Source organism: Candidatus Magnetominusculus xianensis (assembly GCA_001541255.1).
Lineage (GTDB): Bacteria > Nitrospirota > Thermodesulfovibrionia > Thermodesulfovibrionales > Magnetobacteriaceae > Magnetominusculus > Magnetominusculus xianensis.
On record LNQR01000004.1, the window covers coordinates 14,600 to 38,564 of the forward strand.

Sequence of the window (23,965 nt, forward strand, 5' to 3'; positions counted from 1 at the left end):
TTATATCTCTCTTAATATTTTTCTAGGGTTTTACCATTGTCTTAGCCAGCCTTATCTGCTGGACTATCGGTCTCTTTGACGGACATACATATGTGCAGGAGCCGCACTCAAAGCAATCGAACAGGTGATAGTCTTTTGCATCAGTATATAGGCCCTTCTCCGAATAAACACTGAGCATAAGAGGCATCAGCCCCATCGGACACGCCTCAACACATCGACCACACCTGATGCAGTGGTTGAACTTTGTGCGATGTACAATATCTTTATCTTCCAGGGCTACGATTCCTGATGTACCTTTCGTTACTGGTGTGTCGAGGTCATAGATGGCAAAGCCCATCATTGGGCCACCTGAGATTACCTTAACAGCACCGCTTTTCAGACCACCGCACGTCTCTATAAGCTGTGAGACAGGTGTGCCGATTCTCGCCCTCAGATTCTTCGGAGACGTTATCCCCGGGCCGGTCACGCTGACTACCCGTTCCATGAGCGGCTTACCCAGACAGCACGCCTCGTATATGGCATACGCCGTGCCGCAGTTTTGAACTACCACGCCGACATCCATGGGCAGTCCCCCGGCTGGAACTTCACGATTGAGGATAGATTTAATCAGCATCTTCTCTGCGCCCTGCGGGTATTTTGTGACCAACGTCCATACTTCAATATTTTTATCGCCTGATGCGGCATCTTTCATTTTCTCTATGGCGTCAGGTTTGTTCTCTTCAATTCCGATATAGCCCTTGTTCAGCTCAAGCACCTTCATCAGGATTTTAAGGCCCTCGACTATCTCTTTGGGGTTTTCAAGCATGAGCCTGTGGTCTGCCGTCAGGTATGGCTCGCACTCTGCGCCGTTGATTATGACGGCGTCAATCTTCTTCTCTTTTGGTGGGGATAGTTTTACAACGGTTGGGAACGTTGCCCCGCCCATGCCCACAATACCGCTGGCCTTAATACGGCCTTTAAGTACATCGGCAGAGCGCTCCATATAGTTTGGGTCGCCCTCAAGAGGTGTCCATTCGTCTGATTTGTCGTTTTCTATAACTATAGAAGGGACCATTCTACCCATAGGGGAAGGAAATGCCTCAATACCGGTTACCTTTCCAGCGATGCTGGCATGTACGGGGGCTGAGATAAACCCTTCGGGGTTTCCGATTAACTGCCCGGCAAGTACCCGCTGACCGACCTCAATCAGCGATTTACACGGCGCACCGATATGCTGGCTTAAAGGGACCACAGCCCTCTGAGGTAATTTACACACCTCAATTGCCGCATTGCAAGCCAACTCTTTATGCTCAGGCGGATGTATGCCACCAAGTGTAAACGTACTCACCTTACCCTCCAATCGATGCCATATGTGATAACATGAAACTACAGCCTATGTCAATAGGGGGGTAATCCTAAATCAGAAATACTTTATAAACAGAGAAGAAATTGCTGGAGTGTCCTTGCAGCTTGCAATAAGGTCAGAATAAATTTATCATGCGTAGCTGACAGGTTGACAAACGTATGCTTAAACTTATAATATGTACCGTTGCGCCACTAGCTCAACGGTAGAGCAGCGGACTCTTAATCCGTTGGTTGAAGGTTCAAATCCTTCGTGGCGCACTTAATAATATAACTTACAAGCATTTGATAATCTTAAGATTTCTACAAGGGTGCCTGAAAAGGTAAGGGTGGAGTTGGCACTCGAAATATAACTACCTGTCCTCTGTATACCTATAAAAACTAATGCAAAGGAGGGCTATAGATAGATGGCGTTGCGGCAAGTGTGTTGACATGGAATAAGTGGTTTTCTAATTAAGAGAGTGTAGGCATAAATGGCAATAGACAGAAAAACAGTAATTATTTTATGTTTAAGCATAATAGTTTGTGCGTTTTTTTATTTGTATAAACTAGATAACAGGATATTATGGGAGGATGAGTGCGTAACAGCTAATCTTGCAGTAAATATTCTTAAATATGGAATACCGCTGGGTTACGACGGTAAAAATCGGCTGATATTTACTACTAATAATGACCTCAATAAAAATAATGTATGGATATTCTCACCATGGCTTAATGAATATATAACGGCTATATCATTCGCAATATTGGGAAAGAATGAGTTTTCTGCACGATTACCGTTTGCCGTGTTAGGTTTTTTATCAGTAATATTTTTAACTTACCTGGCATGGGATATTTTCAAAGACAAACAGATTGCACTAATGACTCTATTATTGGTCATGACATCCGAAGTATTGATTCTACACTCACGGCAATGCAGATACTATGCAACTGTCACGTTTATGCAGATATTATTTATATATGCCTTTTACCTGTTATTACACAGAAGAAGGCGTCCCGGCATTGTCCTGATGGTTATAGCCCTTACGTGCCAGTTTTACAGCAATTATCTTTTTATCCCCGGCAACATTATATTGTTACTGTGTGCCGGATTTGCTTTCAGGAAAAAATATCATGGGATATTCCGTGATTCGATAATTACCACAGGAATAGTTTCTATACTTGCCATTATATGGGTAATATATGCGCAATTATGGATGCAGTCAATGTATGTCAGGAGTGGTTCATATTATACATCGTTTATTTTTTATCTTCTTGAAATCAACATGTCCATGTTTCCCCTATTAATGCTTCTGCTAATTATTTTTTTTCATACAAGTGATTATAGATTTAGCAATGGTATCTCTAAAGACATGATTTTCTTTATTCTTGGTATGATACCGCTCCAATTAGTATTTGCATTAAGTTATAGTTCAACTTTCCTGCGATACATCATCGTACTTGCTCCTGTATTCATAATACTGCAGGCACTAATTCTTAGAAAAACTCCCGGACTTATACGATATGCTGTTCTGACCATACTTTGTTTTACAAACTTTGCCGGATATTTTGGATTACCATTGTTTAATCCAGTCAGGGCAACAACGCCATACTTTCAAATCCAGAAGCCAAGACTTACCCTAAAAGAAATGTTTCTTGAGAGAATCACTCCATATGTCAACCGGTCAAAGGATTTGATTGATTTTCTGAGTGAAAATACAAAACCGGGGCAAACTTTATTTCTGCCCACTGCAGGAGCCGATTTCCCTGTAATATTTTACACGCAATTAAAGGTTGTTAATGGGGCATATGATAATCCGATGTCGATGGAAAAGCCGGATTGGATTTTTCCCCTGAGTGTCTCCGGTATTGACGACCCTTTTCTTAAATCAAAGAAGTATAGCAATACCGACAAGTCTATTATCTCAGACACAAAGACATTTAGTATGGATATGCCGGGCTTGGCAGACTTCCTGAAGCAAAATTATGATATGGTTGAGATAGAAGTACATGATACACGGGGAATAGGAAGCGTCCCTCAGCCGGACTTATATGAATATTTTACTGCTTCAGGTAAGATGTTATTTACTGCGTACAGAAAAAAGCTGCTATGATGCGGCGTGGTGTACAGCCGTCAACCTTGAAACTCCTTTGCGTTTAATTGTAAACTTACCAGTATGTTTACATATCTGACAAAGAAAACCCTTGAGATGCTTATCACCTTCGTGGGGATAACTGTTATAAGTTTTGCAATCATTCACCTGGCCCCCGGCAAACCCACCGATGTTTTAACTGATCTCAATCCTAAGATTACACCGGAGGCGCGCGCTAAACTGGAGAAATACTACGGGCTTGATAAACCCGTCACCACTCAGTATGCCCTGTGGATTAAGCGGGTTGTTATGCTGGATTTTGGTGAGTCCTTCTCCAGCGACCATCGGCCTGTCTGGACTAAGATAAAAGAGCGGCTCCCTATAACTCTATACATAAATATCGCATCGCTGCTTATTATACTTGTCATTGCTATACCTGTGGGGATTTCCTCGGCTGTGCGCCGCCATTCGCTGTATGACAAGGTTACCACTGTAGGGGTTTTTATAGGGTTTGCGATGCCGGGGTTTTGGCTTGCCCTTCTTCTTATGATGTTCTTTGGCGTACATCTTCACATCCTGCCGGTTGCCGGACTGAAGTCTGCCGGTTTTGCTGACTTTACGTTCTCTCAAAAGGTGATTGATATATTGCGGCACCTCATTCTTCCCATATTTGTTTCGGCGTTTGGCGGTGTTGCCGGGCTTTCGCGTTATATGCGGGGGTCTATGCTTGAAGTAATCAGGCAGGACTATATGACTACGGCAAGGTCAAAGGGCTTGACATCGAACAGAATTATCTATGTACATGGGCTTAGAAATGCCCTGCTTCCAATTGTTACAATACTGGGGCTTTCCATCCCAGGGCTGATTGGGGGCAGCGTAATATTTGAACAGGTATTTTCAATCCCCGGCATGGGGCAGCTCTTTTATATGTCGGTTATGTCACGCGATTACCCGCTCGTTATGGGAATCCTGACTATCGGGGCGGTGCTGACGCTTGCGGGGAATCTGCTTGCCGACTTAGGCTATGCTGCCGTTGACCCGCGTACCAGAAGATGACTGATATGAAAACATACGCAATCATAAGCAGACTTAAGGCAAACAAGATGACCGTCACGGGCGGGATAATCGTCCTGTGTCTGTTTCTTGCCGCGGCACTGGCACCGCTTATCGCCCCATACGACCCTGAGGCTGTCAACAGGCACAGCGTTCTCTCAGCGCCAAGCCGCGCTCACCTGCTTGGCACTGATGACCTCGGCAGGGATGTCTTAAGCCGAATGCTCTACGGGGCAGGGATTTCCCTTTCTGTGGGGTTTGTCTCAGTCGGTATAGCAACGGCCGTTGGAATTGCTATCGGGGCAGCGGCAGGCTACTACGGCAGGGCAGTTGATGCGGCAGTTATGAGATTTGTTGATATTATGCTGTCGATTCCTACGTTTTTTCTGATACTTGCCGTTATTGCATTTCTCGATTCCAGCATCTGGAATATCATGGCCGTCATAGGGTTGACTTCGTGGATGGGGGTATCGCGCCTTGTGAGGGCGGAGTTTCTGTCGCTTAAAAACAGGGAATATGTCCTTGCAGCAAAGGCCTCCGGCGCCTCTGACCTGAGAATAATCCTCTTACACATGCTGCCAAACAGTCTTGCGCCTGTGATAATCTCTGCCGTCCTTGGAATTGCGGCGGCAGTACTTGTTGAATCGGCGCTGAGTTTTCTGGGCATTGGGGTTCAGCCGCCAACGCCAAGCTGGGGCAATATACTTTCAGCCGGTAAGGACAATCTTGAGATAGCATGGTGGCTTTCAGTATTTCCCGGACTAGCAATACTTATAACCGTTATGGGATATAATTTGCTTGGCGAGGGGCTTCGGGATATTTTTGACCCGCGTCTGTGGGATGAGCGCTCCTAAGAAACTAATCAAAGACTATGCTGCAGACACCCCTGACCCTGCACGCTCTGTCAATAGTCTTGATGCGTTTGCCAGGTCATGCCCGGGGCATTTTAGCGCCCTCACACACAAAGAACTCCAAGGTGCGGCCTTCCTGTTTGCCTACACGCAGTTTCTTCTGGCATATGTAATTAAGCATCCGGACGTGTTCCTTGAAATCCTGAAAAACGTGGACTCACCTATGAATAAGTCACTCTTAAGAGATGAGCTTAACGTCAGCGCCAGTGATTCCATTGGTGCATATCTGCGTAAGTTCAAGAAAAAATACCTGTTAAAAATAAGCCTGCGCTTTGCTGAGGGCAGGGCTGACATTAAAGAAAGCATGTCGCAACTCAGTCTGCTTGCCGATGTGATATCTGAGGCAGCCCTGAGGCATACCGTCACCGGCTTATGCGCCATATATGGCAGCCCCCAAAGCGATAAACTCTCGGTCATTGCCCTTGGGAAACTAGGCGCCTCTGAACTGAATTACAGCTCCGACATTGACCTGATGTTTGTCTATGATTGCCCTGAAGGGCAGACCACCGGTGTGGTAAGCCCAAACGGTATGAGGATTAACCGTATTACAAACCATGAGTTTTACTGCAAGGTGGCAGAATCGATGAGTAAGCTGCTCAGTGAAAATACCGCCGAGGGGTTTGTCTATCGCGTTGATTTGCGGCTCCGGCCACAGGGAGGAAAGGGTGAGCTTGCCCTGCCCCTCAGCGGCTATGAACAGTACTATGAGTCATGGGGGCGTGAGTGGGAGCGTCTGGCGTTGATTCGTGCCCGCCTCATAGCGGGGGATGAGCGGCTTGGCAGGGATTTTCTTGATATGATTCGTCCATTTGTCTATAGAAAGTACATCGACATACGCTCAATCGGGGAGATTAAGCAGTTAAAAAGAAAAATCGACACCACATTTAACAAACACGATATAAAAAAGGGCTACGGCGGTATCAGAGAGATAGAGTTTTTTGCACAGGCGTTGCAACTGGTCTATGGCGGGCAGGAGCCGCTCTTAAGGGAAAAAGACCTCGTCCTGGCGCTGCACAGATTAAGCCAGAAAAATCTTATAGGCTGTGACGATTTCTCTGTTTTGTCTGAACACTATCTCTACCTGCGACGGCTTGAGCAGTGTATTCAGATGGTCAACGACATCCAGACGCACACGTTGTCAACCGAACAGGGCGCCCTTGAGTCGATGGCAAAAAAGATGGGTACACCAAATTCAAAACGATTCTTGGACGGCCTTCACATCAGACGCACCGCAGTCAACAGGATATATAACTCACTCTTTGAGCACTCAAAGGAAGAGAGGGGCGACTCCCTGCTTGATACATATAGCGAGGACACACTGACGGCAGAATTAATGGAAAGACAAGTAAAGAATCCCGGCAAGGTGCTCTATTATCTGCGAAAAATCAAAGAATCAGCGAATTCGTTTCAAACGCTGGCGATGAGGCGCCTTCAGGGGGCGATAATCCCGGAGTTTGCGGCGCAGGCACTGAACTCCTCTGACCCGGAGATGGCGCTTGGTAATCTGCAGCGATTTACAGAGATAGTAGCCACAGCGGGCAGTGCATCGTATCTGGAGCTTTTCAGTGCCAATAGGGGGTTGATTGGGGCGCTTAACAGCGTGTTTTCAAAAAGTCCATATTTATCGTCTATACTGATGGGCAGTATCAGGTACATAGACATGCTTGCCGGTGGAACGCCGATAAGAAAGACCCTGCGGGCAATGGCCGATGAGTCGGGGTTGGTGTTGAAATCAAAAGACTCATGTGCGGAACTCTTGTCACGGTTTAGAAAGATGGAGGAGCTGAGGCTGGGGATTTTATATCTCAACAGGCGCATCGGGATAATAAATCTGATGAAGGGGTTGTCCAAGGTGGCCGAGGCGGTGCTGATGACAGCGTTAAGCGGTGAGCAGGGAATCTATATTGCAGCCTTCGGGAAGTTAGGCGGTCGGGAGATGACGATAAACTCTGACCTTGACATAATATTTATAGGAGAAGACGAGACATCAGTCCCGCTGTCGGCAGAGCGGGTACTTCGGCTCTTGTCGTCATACACGAAGGAGGGATATACATACAAGATTGACATGCGTCTGAGGACAGACGGCTCAAAGGGGATGCTGGTAAACTCGCTTGATGGCATACGGGACTATTACCTGAACAATGCCAGAATATGGGAGGTGCAGGCACTCTTAAAGGCAAGGCCGGTGGCGGCGCCAGTGCAGGCAAGGCGTCGGTTTATGGCTATGGCAAAGGAAGTATTTCGAGAGCGGGGGCAGCACATAACCCCTGATGATATAATCACAATGCGCGGCAGGATAAAAAAGGAACGGCTTACAGCGGCAAACACACCTGACATTAAACTGTCGCCCGGCGGTGTGGAGGACATTGAGTTTCTGGTGCAATATTTACAGTTGAAACACGCGCGCACACACCCAAGCGTGCTGGTACAAAACACAGCGGCGGCACTAGGCAGGCTGATAAAAAGCGGCATAATAGAAAGGCCAGATGGCAAAAAATTACTAAACGACTACCTGCTATATCGCGTAATCGAGACATTCCTGCGCCTGCGCGGGGAAAAGACCATTACAGCGGGCAGCGGCATATTTGAACTGATAGCGGCGGACTTCACAGACAAGCAATATGTCAAATCCACGCTGGAGCAGTCGATGCAGGAGACGGCGTCAATGGTGGCGCGGCTGTTGAGATAAGTTAGATTGAGTGCGTTAAGCGTCGGGCGCATGGACAAATTCGCCCCTATGCAGTTCGCTCCGGGTAATGTTACAATAGCCGCGCCACATGAGAATGATAGATACCATGGACATTGCCGTATTTTGCATTACGCAAAACGGTGCTGCGTTAGCTCAGAAAATCGCCGCTGAGACTGCGGCAGACCTGTTCGTAAAGTCCGGCGTATTACCATGCGAATTAATTGATTTGAAGGGCCGCTCGAAGGTGCATACCTTTGATTCCATCTCCGCCCACACTGCCAAAGTGTTTAACCAGTACGGCGGCCTCGTATTTGTCATGTCCCTGGGGATTGTAAACCGCCTGATAGCTCCACTAATGAAGAATAAACTCGAAGACCCTGCCGTTGTCACCCTCGATGAGGCCGGTAGATTTGCCGTTAGTACCCTCTCCGGTCACGAAGGCGGCGCAAATGCCCTGACATATCTGATAAGCTCAATCACAGGGGCACAGCCCGTCGTCACCACGGCAACCGACTCTCTCAGGATTTATACCTGCGGGGTTGGGTGCGTTAAAGGTGCAAAAAAAGAAGCGCTCACCGCCGCCATCACAGAAGGCTGCAAAAAGGCAGGCATTACCACTGATAACCTGCGCTGCCTGGCCTCGGCATGGGTAAAGAAAGACGAACAGGGACTGCTTGACGCTGCAACTGCCCTGCATCTTTATATCAGATTCATCCCAAAGTGGATGATTGACATGTACTATGAACGAAACACAGCCGCCGTGAAGTCTGACATGGTCTTTAAGTCCATCGGCGTATATGGGGTCTCAGAACCTGCCGCTGCCCTCTCTGGAAGCAGCTCACGGCTGGTGCTTCCTAAGACTATATTTGACGGTGTAACTGTGGCCATCGCTCGTGAGACGCTTTTCCCCGGCCCGCCTGAGATGCCAGTGACTCCAGTTGCCCATGACAATGGCAGCGCCCGTATTCTCATACTTGGCGGTACGACTGAGGGCGTCAACATGGGACATGAACTGTCACAAAATGGCATGGACTTCCTTGTCAGCTGCGTCACTGAGTATGGCTTTAATCTGTTTAAAGAGAAATTTGGCGATAAGGCGGTTTTAGAAACGTTTAATTCGCCTGACGCCCTGAAGAGATTTATTAAAAAACACGCCATCACAAAGATTATTGACTGCACTCATCCATATGCAGAGCTTATCACGCCGCTGGCGAAGTCTGTTGCAGGCGATTTAACAATCACCTATGAGTCAAAGGTACGGGATACCGGATTTGACAACGAATTTAATTACGAAAAACTCTGCTATGTGTCATCGCTCTCTCAGGTAATTGATAAAATCCTTGCCCTCAAGGTTAAGCGCCCGCTGTTTACAACAGGCTCAAAGGAGCTTGGCTTTGTCAGGCCGCTTGCTGAGAAGGGCGGCGTAGAGGTCTTTGTACGGGTGCTGCCGTTTGAACACTCAATACAAGGCGCACTTGAGGCAGACGTAAAAGCTGCCAATATCATAGCCATGCAGGGGCCGTTTACTACACAACTCAACGCAGCCACAATAAGGCAGTATGCTATAGACTGTCTTGTCACTAAAAAAACCGGCAAAGAGGGTGGTTTTTATGAAAAGGTGAATGCCGCCATAGACTGCGGAGTCCACCTGATTGTGGTTGACCGATGACGAATAAGGTATTCTTTGTTGGGGCAGGCCCAGGTGACCCGGAGTTAATAACAATAAAAGGCAGAAGATTATTAGACAGCGCCGACGTAATAATATACGCAGGCAGCCTTGTAAATCCCGCCCTTCTCACCGGCACACAGGCAGAGATATATGACTCCGCTGGCATGACGCTCCAGGAAATGACAGACTTAATGGCACACGGTATCAGAGAAGGCAAGACCGTGGTAAGGCTCCACACAGGGGATACATCGTTTTATAGCGCTATATCCGAACAGATTGAAAAGCTGCGGGAAAATCACATAGACTACGAGGTCGTACCAGGGGTCTCATCTGCGGCAGCAGCGGCGGCAGCCCTCAAGATGGAGTTGACCATACCAGAGGTCAACCAAACAGTGATATTTACCCGCTTAGAGGGCAACACCCCTGTTCCCAGCTCACAAGACCTCGGCGCGATGTCACGGCATGGGGCAGTGATGGTGATATTTTTAAGTATCTCGATGATAGACAAGGTAGTAGAAAAACTCAAAGAGGGCTGCCCACCGGAGACGCCGGTCGCTGTCATAGAGCGGGTTTCATGGCCGCAGGAGAGAATCATTCGCGGGACAATTGACGATATATCAGAAAAGGTAAAGACAGCGGGTATTAAGAAAACGGCATTAATCTTAGTGGGCGAGGCGCTTAATGCGTCGGAACTTTCAACCGGCAGGCAGTCAAAACTATATGACAAGGATTTTAAACATGGTTACAGAAAATAACGCTTCACATCAAAAAAGCCGCGGCGCCATATACGTTGTAGGCATAGGGCCGGGAGCGGCTGAACATATCACGCCGCGGGCGACATCCGCAATTGCGGCCTCTACAGTGATAGTTGGCTATTCGACATATCTGGAGTTAATCCCAGCGCTCATAAAAGATAAAACCGTCATCGGCACGGGGATGACACAAGAGGTGAAACGCTGCAGCGCCGCCTTAGAGGAGGCCGCCCGCGGGCAGGTTGTCTCTGTGATAAGCAGCGGTGACCCGGGGGTGTATGCGATGGCCGGTCTAGTACTTGAATTAATCAAGGAGCGGGCTGAGGCCGGGGTATACCCCTGGACTAATGCGGCTGCACGCCCAGTTGTTGAGATAATACCGGGTGTACCGGCGCTTGCTGCCTGCAGTGCAGCGCTTGGGGCGCCGCTCATGCACGATTTTGCCGCTATCAGTCTGTCTGACAGGCTGACGCCGTGGGAGCTGATAGAACGCCGTCTCCATGCCGCAGCAAGCTCTGATTTCGTCATCGTCATCTATAACCCAAAGAGCAAGGGCAGGCCGTCTCATATAAATACGGCAAGGGATATACTGCTGAACTATAAAAGCGGCGAGACCCCTGTCGGTATTGTAAAAGGCGCTGCAAGGGTGGACGAGACCATAACCATAACTACTATCTCAGCAATGCTCAACTACGAAATCGACATGCAGACAACTATTGTCATAGGCAACTCACAATCCTTCAGCTACGGCAGTTGGATAATAACCCCTCGGGGATATAGATTCGCCGCGCCTGAAAAGACTTCACAAGCGGACAAAGACTAATCCCATGAAAATAATATTCATAACCGGAGGCTCAAGAAGCGGCAAGAGTTCCTATGCGATAACTCTGTCCGAAGGACACGGCGGCAGGAAGGCATTCATAGCAACCGCAGAGCCGCTTGACGATGAGATGCACCTGCGCATAGACGCGCATAAAAGGCAGCGCCCGGACGTCTGGGAGACCTTTGAAGAACCCGTGCACCTTGCTGAGACAATTGCCGGACTTATGACCCAGTACGAGGTGATTTTAATCGACTGCCTCACGCTCTGGCTTACTAATATTTTCATGAGAGAGCCGTTTCCCGAAAGCGGGACTATTACATCTGCAATCGATGATTTTATATCGAAAATAAAGAAACTCCAGGCCGCAGAATCAGCAGAGTTAAAAGACACACATCTGTACCTCGTCTCAAACGAAGTCGGCATGTCAATAGTGCCGGAAAATAAACTGGCACGGGTCTTCAGGGACGCTGCCGGAGTGCTTAATCAGCAGGCGGCCGCCATCGCCGACGAGGTATACTTCGTAGTCAGCGGCCTGCCCCTAAAATTAAAATAAGGGAGGATATAACATGGAAACAATCAAAGGCGTGTGCGGCAATATTGTTCCATTAAAGAATGAGTACTTTATAAAGGCCCAGAGCAGGCTTGACATATTAACCAAACCACAGGGCAGCCTTGGGCAGCTGGAACAGTTTGCCGCTCGTCTTGTGACCATATACGAAGATGAGATGCCTTCGATACCAAAGAAGGCAGTCTTTGTATTTGCCGGTGACCACGGTGTGGCAGAGGAAGGCGTATCGGCATTTCCGGCTGAGGTAACGCCGCAGATGGTGCTTAACTTTTTGCGCGGCGGCGCTGGAATAAATGTCCTTGCCAGACACGCCGGGGCAGACGTGCTGGTTATCGATGCCGGTGTGAATTATGATTTTAAGGATTGTCCCGGCCTGATACAAAAAAAGGTGGTCTATGGGACAAAGAATATCACCAAAGGCCCGGCGATGAGCCGCGATGAGGCAATAAAATGTGTAAATGTTGGCATTGCCCTTGCCCGCGAATATGCCCAGAAGGGTATTAAGATGTTTGCAACCGGTGAAATGGGCATAGCCAACACTACACCGTCATCGGCAATTGCCGCCGTAGTAACCGGAAGGCCGGTTAAAGAGGTGACAGGAAAGGGCACGGGGATTGGAGACGCAGACTTATCAAAGAAAATCGCCGTGATAGAGCGTGCCATAGCCGTTAACGCCCCAGATGCAGCTGACCCCATCGATGTGCTGGCAAAGATAGGCGGGGCGGAGATAGGTGCGATTGCCGGACTGTGCCTGGGGGCGGCGCAACTCAGGCTTCCCGTTGTGATAGACGGCTTTATCTCCACGGCAGGGGCAGTGATTGCCTATGGCCTCAATGCAATGGTAAAAGAGTACATGTTCAGCGCCCACCGCTCATATGAAATCGGGCACAGGGCGATTTTAGAGCACATGGGACTGACGCCGATGCTGGAGCTTGACATGCGGTTAGGTGAGGGCACAGGGGCGGCCATAGCGATGACCATACTGGATGCCTCACTGAAGATTTACAGGGAGATGGCAACGTTTCAGGATGCCGGAGTCTCAGATAAATCCTAAAGTTTACACAGATATAATTTGAAAGCGCTTATCAATGAGGTGTATAATACGCTATTATGTCAACAGCAAACTCAGACAGCAGCACAACACATAGGATAGTCATAGGCGACAGCAGACAAATGGACGCTATCCCGGATGAGAGCGTTCAACTGGTAGTCACCTCGCCGCCCTATTGGCAGCTTAAAGACTACGGCACTGCCAATCAGGTTGGTTATAACGATACATACGAAGAGTACATCAACAACCTGAGTATAGTCTGGGGCGACTGCGCGCGCGTCCTGCATGAGGGCTGCCGCTTGTGCATTAACATAGGAGACCAGTTCGCACGGGCTGCGTACTACGGCAGATACAAGGTGATACCCATAAGGACAGAGATAATAAAGTTCTGCGAATGCGCCTCTATGGATTATATGGGGGCAATAATATGGCAGAAAGTTACCACCTGCAACACCAGCGGCGGGGCAACAATAATGGGCTCATTTCCATATCCAAGGAACGGGATAATAAAGCTGGACTATGAGTTCATCCTTATTTTCAAAAAGCATGGCGATGCCCCTCCAGTCTCAAAAGAAATTAAAGAGCAGTCAGCCCTGACGAAGGAACAGTGGAATGAGTATTTCAGCGGACACTGGCATTTCCCCGGCGATAAGCAGACTAAGCATATTGCCACATTTCCGCAGGAGCTGCCCGCACGCCTGATAAAAATGTTTACATTTGTTGGAGAGACAGTCCTTGACCCATTTCTTGGCAGCGGCACTACCTCACTGGCCGCCCAAAATCTCAACCGTAACTCTGCAGGATATGAAATCAATGCAGAGTATATACCCTTAATAAAAGATAAACTGACAATCGGCCAGGACTTGTACAGTAATGCCACATACACGATAGAGAATTCCTCACAAACTGAGATTAACACCGGGGAGAAAATTGCAGCGCTGCCATATATATTCAGAGACCCGCTGAGGATTAATTTAAAAATAAACCCCAAGCGCATGAAATTTGGCTCAACCGTAGACGGCGAAAGGCACAAGCGCGAGACCTACTACAGGGTTAAGGAAGTCCACTCCCCTGAGCGCCTTATTTTAAGTAGCGGCGCGTTAATCACATTGATAGGCGTAAAGACCATCGAGGCAGTGAGGGCAGAGGCCATTGCATTATTAGAGACATTAATAAAAGGACAGCGCGTATTTGTAAAATATGATAAACTCATACCGGATGAGACAATGTGTTATTTATTTTTAAGCAACAAGACATTTATCAACGCCCGTCTGATAAAGTCCGGCCTTGCCGGAGCTGACACAAGCACGGTGTATAAACACAAAGAGAGGTTTTTGAGATACTCAAGCGAAAGAGCCATATAACAACAGGAGGTATTGAGATGTCGAAAGACAAAGAAAAAGACAAAGACAAGGAAAAGAACAAAGAAAAGGCGATAGAAGCGGCCATCGCACAAATAGAGAAGAGTTTCGGCAAAGGCTCCATAATGAAACTGGGCGAAGACGCCATAGCCGAAGGCATAAAGGTAATCCCCACTGGTTCACTCACCCTGGACCTGGCAACCGGCGTAGGAGGCATCCCGCGTGGAAGGGTAACAGAGATATACGGCCCTGAGTCCTCGGGCAAGACCACCCTGTCACTTAGTACCATAGCACAGGCACAGAAGACGGGCGGGATAGCTGCCTTCATAGATGCAGAACACGCCCTTGACGTCAGCTATGCTACGCGCATAGGGGTAAAGGTTGCAGACTTGCTGATTTCTCAGCCTGACAGCGGCGAACAGGCCCTTGAGGTGTGCGAAACACTTGTAAGGAGCAATGCCCTCGATATTATAGTCATTGACTCAGTAGCAGCCCTTGTGCCGCGGGCAGAGATAGAGGGCGACATGGGCGACCAGCTGCCGGGACTTCAGGCTAGGCTTATGAGTCAGGCGCTAAGGAAACTTACATCTGCCATATCCAAAAGCAGCACCGCCGTGATTTTTATAAATCAGATACGCCACAAGATTGGCGTCATGTATGGAAGCCCTGAGACCACCACAGGGGGGAATGCGCTGAAATTTTACTCGTCACTTCGCCTTGACATAAGAAAAATAGACAGCATTAAGGTAAATCAGGAGATTCTTGGCGGGCGCGTAAGGGTAAAGGTACAGAAAAACAAGGTAGCCCCGCCGTTTCGTCAGGCCGAATTCGACATTTTCTACAACGAGGGTATATCAAAGGCCGGAGAACTGGTTGACATAGGCGCTGACAAGGGAATAATTGAACGCGCTGGCACATGGTACAGCTACGGCAGCATTAAACTTGGTCAGGGCCGTGACAATGCAAAGAAATATCTGCTTGAAAACGAGACCGTTATGTCTGAGATAGAGGCTAAGATTCGTGACCAGGGGCACATTTCAATTGCCGATGGAACCCCTGAGGAAGAATGAAAGGGGAAGAGTGAAGCCGCTGCCCGATATAAAAAGTTATGCGCTTAGATTATTGGGCATCAGAGACAGGAGCGAATACGAACTAAGAATAAAACTCCAGGACAAGGGCTACGACCCTGAAATGATTTCCGGGACGATTGACCAGCTAAAAGACGCCGGTTTCATAGATGACAGAAAGACTGCCGAATCTATCATTCGCTACTGCAAGGAAGGGAAGCTGCTTGGTGAAAACGGCACAAAGCACTACCTCAAAAAACGCGGCATCCCGGAAGAGATAATCGCCCAGATGACTACATCTGCCGGTGAGCAAATAGAAAATGCAAAAATTCTTATCAGCAAGAGAGAAAAGTATTTGAAAAAACTGCCGTTAAAAGTTAAAATTAACAGACTCTACGGTCAGCTTCAGAGAAAGGGCTACGGCTATGAGATAATCAACAGGGTCATAAGAGAATATGAAGATTTATGCAAACGCGGCGCAGCGGCAGAATCAGAAAGGGCTGAGATGAGATGAAAGGAAAAGAGATAAGACAGCGGTTTTTAGAATATTTTTATGAGCGAGGCCATGAGCGTGTGAAGAGTTCTTCTCTTATACCGAAAAACGACCCATCGCTCCTGTTTACAAGCGCTGGGATGGTTCAGTTTAAGGGTGCTTTTTTAGGGACTGACTCACCGGGGTACAGCCGTGCTGCGACGTGCCAGAAGTGTATGCGTGCCGGAGGCAAGCAAAGCGACATAGAAAACGTAGGATTCACCGCGCGTCATCACACCTTTTTTGAGATGCTGGGGAATTTTTCATTTGGGGATTATTTTAAAAAAGACGCCATAGTGTTCGCATGGGAACTCCTGACGCACTGGTATAAACTGCCAAAGGACAAGCTCTGGGTATCAGTATTTGAAGATGATGACGAGGCAATAGACCTGTGGACTCAGCACACTGAGTTGAAAAATGACAAAATCGTGCGGCTTGGTGCGAAGGATAATTTTTGGCAGATGGGAGACACAGGCCCCTGCGGCCCGTGTTCGGAGATAATCATAGACCAGGGTGAGGCAATGGGCTGCGGACGCCCTGAGTGCGCCGTAGGATGTGACTGTGACAGGTATCTGGAGCTATGGAATCTGGTATTTATGCAGTATGACAGGTCAGCAGACGGCACGCTTAATCCACTCCCCAAACCCAGCATAGACACGGGCATGGGGCTTGAGCGTATTACCAGTGTGCTGCAAAATAAGCAGAACAACTTCGATACAGATTTATTTGCGCCAATTATAGATGCAATCACTGCAAAGGCCCATATCTCATATGGAAAGGACAAGAAGCTGGACGTCTCAACACGGGTGATAGCAGACCATATCAGGTCAGTTACGTTTTTGCTGTCTGAGGGGTTGATGCCGTCAAACGAAGGGCGCGGCTACGTGGCAAGACGAATAATTCGCCGCGCGTCCAGACACGCACGGAAGCTAGGCGTAGGAAAACCCTTCCTGCACAAATTAATACGAGCAGTTGCTGAGGCATCAGGGGATATATATCCCGAATTGTCAAAAGAGAGAGAGCGCTCTGAGGAGATATTAAAGTTTGAAGAGGAGAGATTTTTCAGGACACTTGATCAGGGGTCAGAGCTGCTTGATGAGATAATCGCCTCTGTAAAGGCCGCAGGGTTGAGCGTCATACCCGGGGCAGAGGCATTCCGGCTTTATGACACGTATGGCTTTCCGATGGATTTAACAATGGAAGCGGCAAAGGAAAACAGCCTGAGGGTCGATGAGGAAGGCTTCGACGAGGAAATGAAAAAGCAGAGGACAAGGGGAAAACTCTCTTGGGCTGAAGACCAGGCGGGAATCTCCGGTGTTGTTAATTCCATATATAATAACGCCGTGAGGATAAGCGGCGAGACATATTTTCTTGGCTATGAGCTGTTAGAGACAGACGCTATAGTAACGCTGATGCTAAAAAACGGCGAACAGACAGACATCCTGCACAAGGGCGACGAGGCGGAGATAATCCTTGATAAATCACCATTTTATGGTGAATCAGGCGGTCAGTCCGGTGACAGGGGCATTATTCAAACCGAAAAGGCAGTGATTGAAGTAAGAGACACAAAGAAGACGCCCAATAGTTTAATCATACACAGGGTTTATGTAAAAAGCGGCACGCTAAAACAGTCTGAGACTGTCTCATGCAGGGTTGACAAAAGGCTCAGAACGGCAGCCGCACGCAACCACACGGCAACGCATCTGCTTCATGCAGCGCTCAGGGACCTGATAGGCGACCATATCAAGCAGGCCGGTTCACTTGTCACCCCAGACAGGCTGCGATTTGACTTCACTCATTTTTATCCGATTACGGACGAAGAGAAGCAGAAACTTGAGGACATGATAAACGCTAAAATCATGGAAGACCTGCCCGTAGCAACACACACAATGGGCATAAACGAGGCCATTGACTACGGGGCAACGGCACTGTTTGATGAGAAATACGGCGCCGAAGTACGCGTTGTAGAGATAGAGGGTTTTAGCAAGGAACTCTGCGGCGGCACACACTGCCGAATGACGGGGCAAATAGGCCCGTTTATGATACTCTCAGAAGGCAGTATCGCCTCAGGCGTCAGGCGGGTAGAGGCCATCACGGGTACGGCAAGCCTTGCCCTAGTAAGACATAAAATCGGCGAACTCAAGACAGTCTCTGAGTTATTAAAGACAGAGACGCCGCTGGAGAGGCTTCCCGCGCTCATAAAAAAGAACAAAGAACTCGAAAAAGAACTCCAGTCGCTGAAGACAAAGGACATGGGGCGCGATATATCGTCGTTTTTGGGCGCTGTAAAAGAAATAGACGGCGTGAAGGTGTTAATTTCAAGGCGTGACGGCCTGAATCAAAAGGATTTAAGGGATTTTGCTGATAAATTGAAGGAAAAGTTAGGCTCAGGCATAATCATAGCTGCCTCAACAATGGACGAGCAATCGTCGTTCATTGCAATGGTAACAAAAGACCTGACGGGGAAATACCACGCGGGCAAGATTTTAAAAGTGGCAGCGGAATTGGCCGGAGGCAAAGGCGGCGGCAGGGCAGACATGGCCCAGGGCGGCACCAAAGAGCTTGACAAACTGGACGCAGCCCTAAACGGCATCTACGATATTATCAGGGCTAATCATTAATACTTTAGGAAAATAAAATTACCACCATGAGGCTGATTATGATAAAATAAGTTATGGCTTCTCTTATGTTGATGGAGAGGCTTTATTGTTGGTAGAAACCCTATAGACGAGGGAATATGCATCAAAAATATGACATTACGTTAAAAGATCTTTTGAAAGACGTACCTAAGGTCTTCCTCAAACTCATTACCGGATATGAAACCGGCAAATTTATTGACGTACAATTCCCTGATATCCAATTAAGAGAAGCGGATTTGGTGCTTGAGGTAGCGGATGGAAAGTTAGTCCATGTAGAAATTCAATCCCAAAATGAGAATAATATGATGGGACGTATGTTTCTATATGATGGATTGATTTTCAATCAATATAAAAGATTACCTATACAGATAGTGCTTTACGTTGGTAATGAACATATGAACATGGAAAATTATATGGAAGGTGAAGGAGTAAAGTACTCATATAAATTAATAGATATAAGAGAGATTGATTGCCACCAACTCCTTGAAAGTGATATTCCTGAAGATATAGTGTTGGCAATACTATGTAAGACCGAGGATGTGGATGTGACAATAAGAAAAATCCTTGATAAACTGTCTGTATTGCCGCTGAAAGAGAGGAAAGGCTATATCAGAAAATTGCTATATCTTTCTGATTTGAGGAGATTATACCCTAAAGTTAAACGGGAGGTAAGTAAGATGCCTATAACAATTGATGTAAAAAATAGCGATATTTATCAGGAAGGATTGGTTGAGGGGAAGCAGGAAGGGAAGCAGGAAGGATTGATTGAAGGGGAACGGTTAGGGATAATAGAAGGAATGCTTGAACTCAAATTTGGCTTAGCCGGACTTGAGTTGATGAATATGGTTCGTGTTATCCCTACTGTAGACAAATTGGAGGAGTTCAAAAATCTTATCAAGAAAGCCGATTCGGTGGATGGCTTGAGGGGATTTTGGGGGAGAAGCATATAAACCCTGAAAATCAGTCACATCGTTATACAGTATTGGGACAGCGACCGTTATTTGCATACTTAAAAGTCGCTGCCTCTATTATCGACCTATAATAACTGGTGAACGGTTACTAAAAGATTATCTTGACTTATAGGGAGGATTACAACAATGACCCAAGAAGTAATGTTAATTCTGTTCATAGGAGCAATAATTGCATTGCTTATCTTTTTGGTGCGAAGAAAACAAAAAAACATATCTCCATCAGGAAATTCAATGAGTAACTCAACTGCTTCTAAAAGCAATGGTTCATATAAGGAACCTCTAATCCTGCCTGCAACAGTACTACAGAGCAAAACAACTACGACATTTTTGAAAGATAACATTTCTAATGATATTATTAAATTGCAAAAGAAACAAAATATTTCTGAAACAGAGGCTGCAATGATAGCTCCAGTAATTGGCGAATTGAGAAAATGGTACTGGAATCGAGCTCGATCTTACGATGATTCATTTAGTGGTATATGTGATGACTGCAATGCTTCAATAGGGAAAAACGACTTTTTTCTAACTGCTTCCAATTATGGCATATGTGAGAGTTGTTTAGACCGACGTTTATTTGTATATATTAAATGGGATAAAGACATTTTAAATTTACAATCTTCTATTGGAACAAATAGTGTAAAGGTACCCAGCAGTATCTTAACTGCTGCTATTTGCATACTTAAAAGTCACTGTCCCTATTATCGACCACAGACTGACTTATTTCATTTTTATTTCACTCAAAGCCTTTTTGAAAGCCCCGTTTAATTCAGCCCCCGTTTCTATTGTGGACAATTCCTGCTCCAAAGTTAAAACTATGCTTTTTGCTGATAAATAGTCAATTGCTCCAATATTTTTTGCCGCGTCGTAATCACAAAAGTTTCGTAATTGTCTTAACTTAATTAACTCACCGGCTGCGGTTGTTTTATTAATATATGTCATAATATCTGAAATCAGCTTGTGAATGCGGTGTGACCTTATCGTCAGCAGTTCATTCTTAGCTGGCACAGTGAGCAAATTGTATATTGTATTTTTATATTTATGAAATATGTAATAGTAATATCTACTAATTGAAGTCCTTATGCTGGCATCAGCAGCAGGATCACTGTTCTTATAAAACCCATGAATATCTTCTGCAATTATTTTGTAATAATCAAAATTAAACATATTTATTTACGGGCTATAACGTCAACCAATACTAATATGAACGGGAAATTAGATTCAATTAATCTGGCAATTTGAATTTCTAAGTTGTGGCTCTCTTCGACAGACATAGGTTTTGTGATTAGTTTCAAGGAAAAGTATTTTTCATCCGGGAACTCAATATCAACCTCCTCATATGGGATTATATCTTCTATCAGCCGATTATCATTTGTGTATTCTTTAACATATCTATATATCTCTGAATATGTTTCATTGTTTTTTAATTGTTCTTTTCCTTTTAAGTATGACTTAAGTTTATCCACTACCCCGATTAATGACCGAGGGTCTATATACTGTGATACCTTTGAATAAAATGAATCCTCTTCAAAATCGATTTCTGAGTTATGGTTTATTATATTCCATAATTCTAACACATATTTATATACTTCTTCAAAATTTGCCAAATTAGTATTAACTATCATAAGATATATAAGCGCTATTACTCTCTCACGTTCATCCAATTTCTGATACTTAAGCAGCGTCCTTACTATCGCAAACGCTTCCTTGTTGTTGCCCTTTGCATTTTCAATATTAGCCTTGTACATCGCTAAATCAAAAGGGACGTTTCTCTTAACAAGTTTATAACATTTATTAACTATCAGTTCTGCATTTTCTATATCGTTTAAATTCATGTAACATGCTATCAAAATAATCATTGGTGTTACAGAATCTTCAGGATTGCTCTCCAAATAGCTTAAAATATCGAATTCTAAAGAACGTAAATCTCCTATAGAGGCACTTTGATTTAGTCTCTCAGCAAAGTCATTGCTTCTCATTAAAGCAAACGCCATTATCGCAGCCGACTCATATTAGTCCCATATTCATCTATCTTCCGAAACACCTGCTTTAGTATAACACGCATGTCTGATGGCTTGTCAATTGAATCTCAGTTTGATTTTTGAGTATGCTATCGACAAACCCACATGCTTAAGAGTATGATATAATTATGGAAACGCTTGTAAGAGACTTTGACTTAACAGAAATAATCAATGGAGAGGAAATCATGGGGCCTAGTCCATTTAGAAAACATCAGGCAGTTAGTGCCAACCTATTTGATATTATACGCAGCCACGTCAAAAGAAACAATTTAGGCAAAGTGTATGATTCCCCGCTTGACGTAATCCTTGAAGAAGGAATCAATCGTCTTCAACCCGACATATTGTTTATCAAAAAGGAAAACTCTGACATTGAGCAGGACTGGATTAGAGGCGTCCCGGATATGGTATGTGAGATTATATCACAAGGGACATACAAGATGGATATGGTACTGAAGAGGGCAGTCTACGAAAAATACAAGGTGCCGGAGTACTGGATAGTCTTACCGGAGTTGCAGGCAATTGAGGTCTTGACTATTGAGGGTGATAGATATAAGACATACTCCATTGCTGAGATTGAAGGAATGGTTCAATCAAAAGTCATCGAGGGGCTGCAAGTAAATATCAAAGACGCCTTCGAGGACTAAATTATCCTAAGCCGATACTAAAGCAAAGGCAGCCTGTAGTCATCGCAAATTATGCTGCCGCTTCAGGAGTTAGCACCTTTGTCATTTTACACGCTCTTTACTCCTTGGGCTGCCAACATCTCTATGACACAATCAAGCGTGTCTTGAACTATTTTAGGGGTTATATCCTTAAGCTCTAAGCCATAGATGGTGGTCTCTATATATTTGCTGCCAAAGGACAGGTCTCCGATTTCAAGCAATGGCACTGGTTCAGGATTCCCGGCATTTGCCCTGCCGTATGAAAAGAGCCGCTTAATCAGACCGCGAAATTGGCTGTTTGACAAGACTGTGCGGTTGACTTCGCTGTCCTGCCCCATGAGCTTGAATCTTGTGTCAAACTCATCGTCTCCTGTTCTTAACTTATTGGATATGTTAACCGCTTTACATGCACTGTCGTTGCATTCCTGTATCTCCATACACAATCTAACGGCTGTTTGGGCCATGAGACGTATTATAAACTGCGGTGGGGTTTTTTCTTTTCCATGGGGTTTGCCTCCCGTAGGGGCAACATACCGGCAGTAGAAGCCATAATCGTTGTACTTTCCCGTTATAATCGATTCTGTCACAAAAAAACCCTGTCTGGGCGCTGCTCCCAGCCCTTTGGCCAATCTCTCAAGCGGTTCTTTGTAAGCCTTTGCGTTTATTTTTTTAGCAATAAATAAGAATGCCGCAATCATCACACCAAATATGACCATCAACACAAATATGGTCATTGTATAGCCGGTCACTCCAGTCGATGAACTCAGAACTGTAGATACGGCCAGTAACACGACAATCAAAACAGAAAGCCATACTCTCATGACTACCCTCCCCAGAAACCATCCCGGGTTGACTCCGGGACGGGGCAGGCGCCGCCTAAGCACCCATTCACTGCCTGCGCATGTATTTACCTATATCAATTTGTACGAACTCAGCACATCTTTTAGTTTGCCCTTGTTTGCTTCAGACATCTCACATAGCGGCAGACGAAACTCCTCTTTAATCCTGCCCATCATGGCAAGGGCACTCTTCACCGGTATAGGATTTGTCTCAATAAACATGGCCGCGTTAAGAGGGTCGAGATAGTAGTGGAGCTTTCTGGCCTCATCTATCTTCCCCTGTTCGACAAGTGTACACATCTGCGCCGATTCCTTTGGCATTACGTTTGCCGTTACGCTGATACCACCCTTGCCGCCCAGCATCATCAGTGGAAATGTGGTGAAATCATCCCCTGAGAGTACAGTTATCGCATCCCCGCAGAGCCTTATTATCTCACTTGCCTGCTTCATGTCGCCGGTGGCCTCTTTTATCGCTACGATTGACTTGATAGTTGAGAGGCGGGCAACCGTTGAGGGCAGTATGTTGAGCGCCGTGCGCCCCGGCACGTTATACAGCACTATTGGTATATCAACGGCCTCGGCCACTGCCTTATAATGCCGGTATATGCCCTCCTGCGTGGGTTTATTATAGTACGGGCAGACCAGCAGTGAGGCATCTGCCCCAAGTTTCTTTGCCTCTTTGGTCATCTTTATAGTCTCTTCTGTCGAGTTTGCCCCAGTGCCAGCGATTACAGGTACCCTGCCGCCAACAATCTTCACGGCGGCTTCTATGACCCTGTAGTGTTCGTCATACTCCAGCGTGGCCGACTCGCCCGTAGTGCCGCATGGGACAATTGCGCTTGTCCCCGACTGGATATGCCACTCTATCAGCTCAGAATAGGTCTTTTCGTCGAAACGCCCGTTACTAAATGGTGTTACTATGGCCACGATTGAGCCTTTGAACATGT

At 46.3% G+C, this 23,965-nt stretch carries 21 protein-coding genes and 1 tRNA gene; 17 read left to right on the plus strand and 5 right to left on the minus strand.

The window, feature by feature from the left end:
- Positions 1 to 22 precede the first annotated feature (22 nt).
- Entirely contained in the window at positions 23 to 1,327 is a 1,305-nt protein-coding gene (rsxC, locus tag ASN18_RS00755) for an electron transport complex subunit RsxC (RefSeq protein WP_236861405.1), read from the minus strand.
- Between the two features lie 203 nt (positions 1,328 to 1,530).
- Here rsxC and ASN18_RS00760 point away from each other — a divergent pair.
- From ASN18_RS00760 to ASN18_RS16970, 16 genes are all read left to right on the plus strand, one after another.
- Positions 1,531 to 1,602 (plus strand) — tRNA-Lys (locus tag ASN18_RS00760).
- 212 nt (positions 1,603 to 1,814) lie between these two features.
- Positions 1,815 to 3,434, plus strand: coding sequence for a glycosyltransferase family 39 protein (locus ASN18_RS00765; RefSeq protein WP_085050690.1), 1,620 nt, complete (start codon positions 1,815 to 1,817; stop codon positions 3,432 to 3,434).
- 63 nt (positions 3,435 to 3,497) lie between these two features.
- Positions 3,498 to 4,469: an ABC transporter permease gene (locus ASN18_RS00770; RefSeq protein WP_085050691.1), complete on the plus strand. Its 972-nt coding sequence runs from the start codon at positions 3,498 to 3,500 to the stop codon at positions 4,467 to 4,469.
- Positions 4,470 to 4,474: 5 nt separating this feature from the next.
- On the plus strand, positions 4,475 to 5,320 hold the full coding sequence (locus ASN18_RS00775) for an ABC transporter permease (protein ID WP_157072752.1): 846 nt from the start codon (positions 4,475 to 4,477) through the stop codon (positions 5,318 to 5,320).
- Positions 5,265 to 8,066, plus strand: a complete 2,802-nt coding sequence (glnE, locus tag ASN18_RS00780; RefSeq protein WP_157072753.1) for a bifunctional [glutamate--ammonia ligase]-adenylyl-L-tyrosine phosphorylase/[glutamate--ammonia-ligase] adenylyltransferase — start codon at positions 5,265 to 5,267, stop codon at positions 8,064 to 8,066. Before ASN18_RS00775 ends, glnE begins: the two co-directional genes overlap by 56 nt.
- Before the next feature lie 88 nt (positions 8,067 to 8,154).
- Positions 8,155 to 9,735, plus strand: a complete 1,581-nt coding sequence (gene cobK / locus ASN18_RS00785) for a precorrin-6A reductase (RefSeq protein ID WP_085050694.1) — start codon at positions 8,155 to 8,157, stop codon at positions 9,733 to 9,735.
- On the plus strand, positions 9,732 to 10,490 hold the full coding sequence (cobM, locus tag ASN18_RS00790) for a precorrin-4 C(11)-methyltransferase (RefSeq protein ID WP_085050695.1): 759 nt from the start codon (positions 9,732 to 9,734) through the stop codon (positions 10,488 to 10,490). Before cobK ends, cobM begins: the two co-directional genes overlap by 4 nt.
- The gene (gene cobJ, locus ASN18_RS00795) at positions 10,474 to 11,310 is read left to right on the plus strand and encodes a precorrin-3B C(17)-methyltransferase (protein ID WP_085050696.1); all 837 of its coding nucleotides are present in this window, start codon (positions 10,474 to 10,476) and stop codon (positions 11,308 to 11,310) included. Before cobM ends, cobJ begins: the two co-directional genes overlap by 17 nt.
- A 4-nt stretch (positions 11,311 to 11,314) precedes the next feature.
- Entirely contained in the window at positions 11,315 to 11,863 is a 549-nt protein-coding gene (gene cobU / locus ASN18_RS00800) for a bifunctional adenosylcobinamide kinase/adenosylcobinamide-phosphate guanylyltransferase (RefSeq protein WP_085050697.1), read from the plus strand.
- A gap of 13 nt (positions 11,864 to 11,876) precedes the next feature.
- Positions 11,877 to 12,932 carry a nicotinate-nucleotide--dimethylbenzimidazole phosphoribosyltransferase gene (gene cobT / locus ASN18_RS00805; protein ID WP_085050698.1) on the plus strand — a complete coding sequence of 352 codons (1,056 nt, stop codon included), beginning with the start codon at positions 11,877 to 11,879 and terminating at the stop codon, positions 12,930 to 12,932.
- 56 nt (positions 12,933 to 12,988) lie between these two features.
- Positions 12,989 to 14,293 (plus strand): DNA methyltransferase, encoded by a 1,305-nt coding sequence (locus tag ASN18_RS00810; RefSeq protein ID WP_236861406.1) that lies wholly within the window; start codon positions 12,989 to 12,991, stop codon positions 14,291 to 14,293.
- A 17-nt stretch (positions 14,294 to 14,310) separates the two neighbouring features.
- A complete protein-coding gene (gene recA / locus ASN18_RS00815; RefSeq protein WP_085050699.1) occupies positions 14,311 to 15,360 on the plus strand; it encodes a recombinase RecA in 1,050 nt (349 codons plus the stop codon).
- Positions 15,361 to 15,370: 10 nt separating this feature from the next.
- Complete coding sequence (locus ASN18_RS00820) at positions 15,371 to 15,871, plus strand: regulatory protein RecX (RefSeq protein ID WP_236861407.1); 501 nt, start codon at positions 15,371 to 15,373, stop codon at positions 15,869 to 15,871.
- A complete protein-coding gene (gene alaS / locus ASN18_RS00825) occupies positions 15,868 to 18,510 on the plus strand; it encodes an alanine--tRNA ligase (protein WP_085050701.1) in 2,643 nt (880 codons plus the stop codon). The genes ASN18_RS00820 and alaS overlap by 4 nt, the downstream gene beginning before the upstream one ends.
- A 116-nt stretch (positions 18,511 to 18,626) precedes the next feature.
- Positions 18,627 to 19,478, plus strand: a complete 852-nt coding sequence (locus tag ASN18_RS00830) for an RpnC/YadD family protein (RefSeq protein WP_085050702.1) — start codon at positions 18,627 to 18,629, stop codon at positions 19,476 to 19,478.
- 147 nt (positions 19,479 to 19,625) lie between these two features.
- Positions 19,626 to 20,264 (plus strand): hypothetical protein, encoded by a 639-nt coding sequence (locus ASN18_RS16970; protein ID WP_157072754.1) that lies wholly within the window; start codon positions 19,626 to 19,628, stop codon positions 20,262 to 20,264.
- Here the strand turns inward: ASN18_RS16970 and ASN18_RS00840 are convergent.
- Both ASN18_RS00840 and ASN18_RS00845 read right to left on the minus strand, forming a co-directional pair.
- Positions 20,217 to 20,663: a hypothetical protein gene (locus ASN18_RS00840; RefSeq protein ID WP_085050704.1), complete on the minus strand. Its 447-nt coding sequence runs from the start codon at positions 20,661 to 20,663 to the stop codon at positions 20,217 to 20,219. The two genes, ASN18_RS16970 and ASN18_RS00840, sit on opposite strands and share 48 nt — an antisense overlap.
- A gap of 2 nt (positions 20,664 to 20,665) precedes the next feature.
- Positions 20,666 to 21,490 (minus strand): hypothetical protein, encoded by an 825-nt coding sequence (locus ASN18_RS00845; RefSeq protein WP_085050705.1) that lies wholly within the window; start codon positions 21,488 to 21,490, stop codon positions 20,666 to 20,668.
- 155 nt (positions 21,491 to 21,645) lie between these two features.
- Between ASN18_RS00845 and ASN18_RS00850 the strand changes: the two genes are divergently transcribed.
- On the plus strand, positions 21,646 to 22,161 hold the full coding sequence (locus ASN18_RS00850) for a Uma2 family endonuclease (protein ID WP_085050706.1): 516 nt from the start codon (positions 21,646 to 21,648) through the stop codon (positions 22,159 to 22,161).
- 86 nt (positions 22,162 to 22,247) lie between these two features.
- On the opposite strand, the gene ASN18_RS00855 is transcribed toward ASN18_RS00850, so the two are convergent.
- Together ASN18_RS00855 and dapA are read right to left on the minus strand one after the other, a co-directional pair.
- A complete protein-coding gene (locus ASN18_RS00855) occupies positions 22,248 to 23,000 on the minus strand; it encodes a hypothetical protein (RefSeq protein WP_085050707.1) in 753 nt (250 codons plus the stop codon).
- A 90-nt stretch (positions 23,001 to 23,090) separates the two neighbouring features.
- Positions 23,091 to 23,963, minus strand: coding sequence for a 4-hydroxy-tetrahydrodipicolinate synthase (dapA, locus tag ASN18_RS00860; protein ID WP_085050708.1), 873 nt, complete (start codon positions 23,961 to 23,963; stop codon positions 23,091 to 23,093).
- Positions 23,964 to 23,965: the final 2 nt, after the last annotated feature.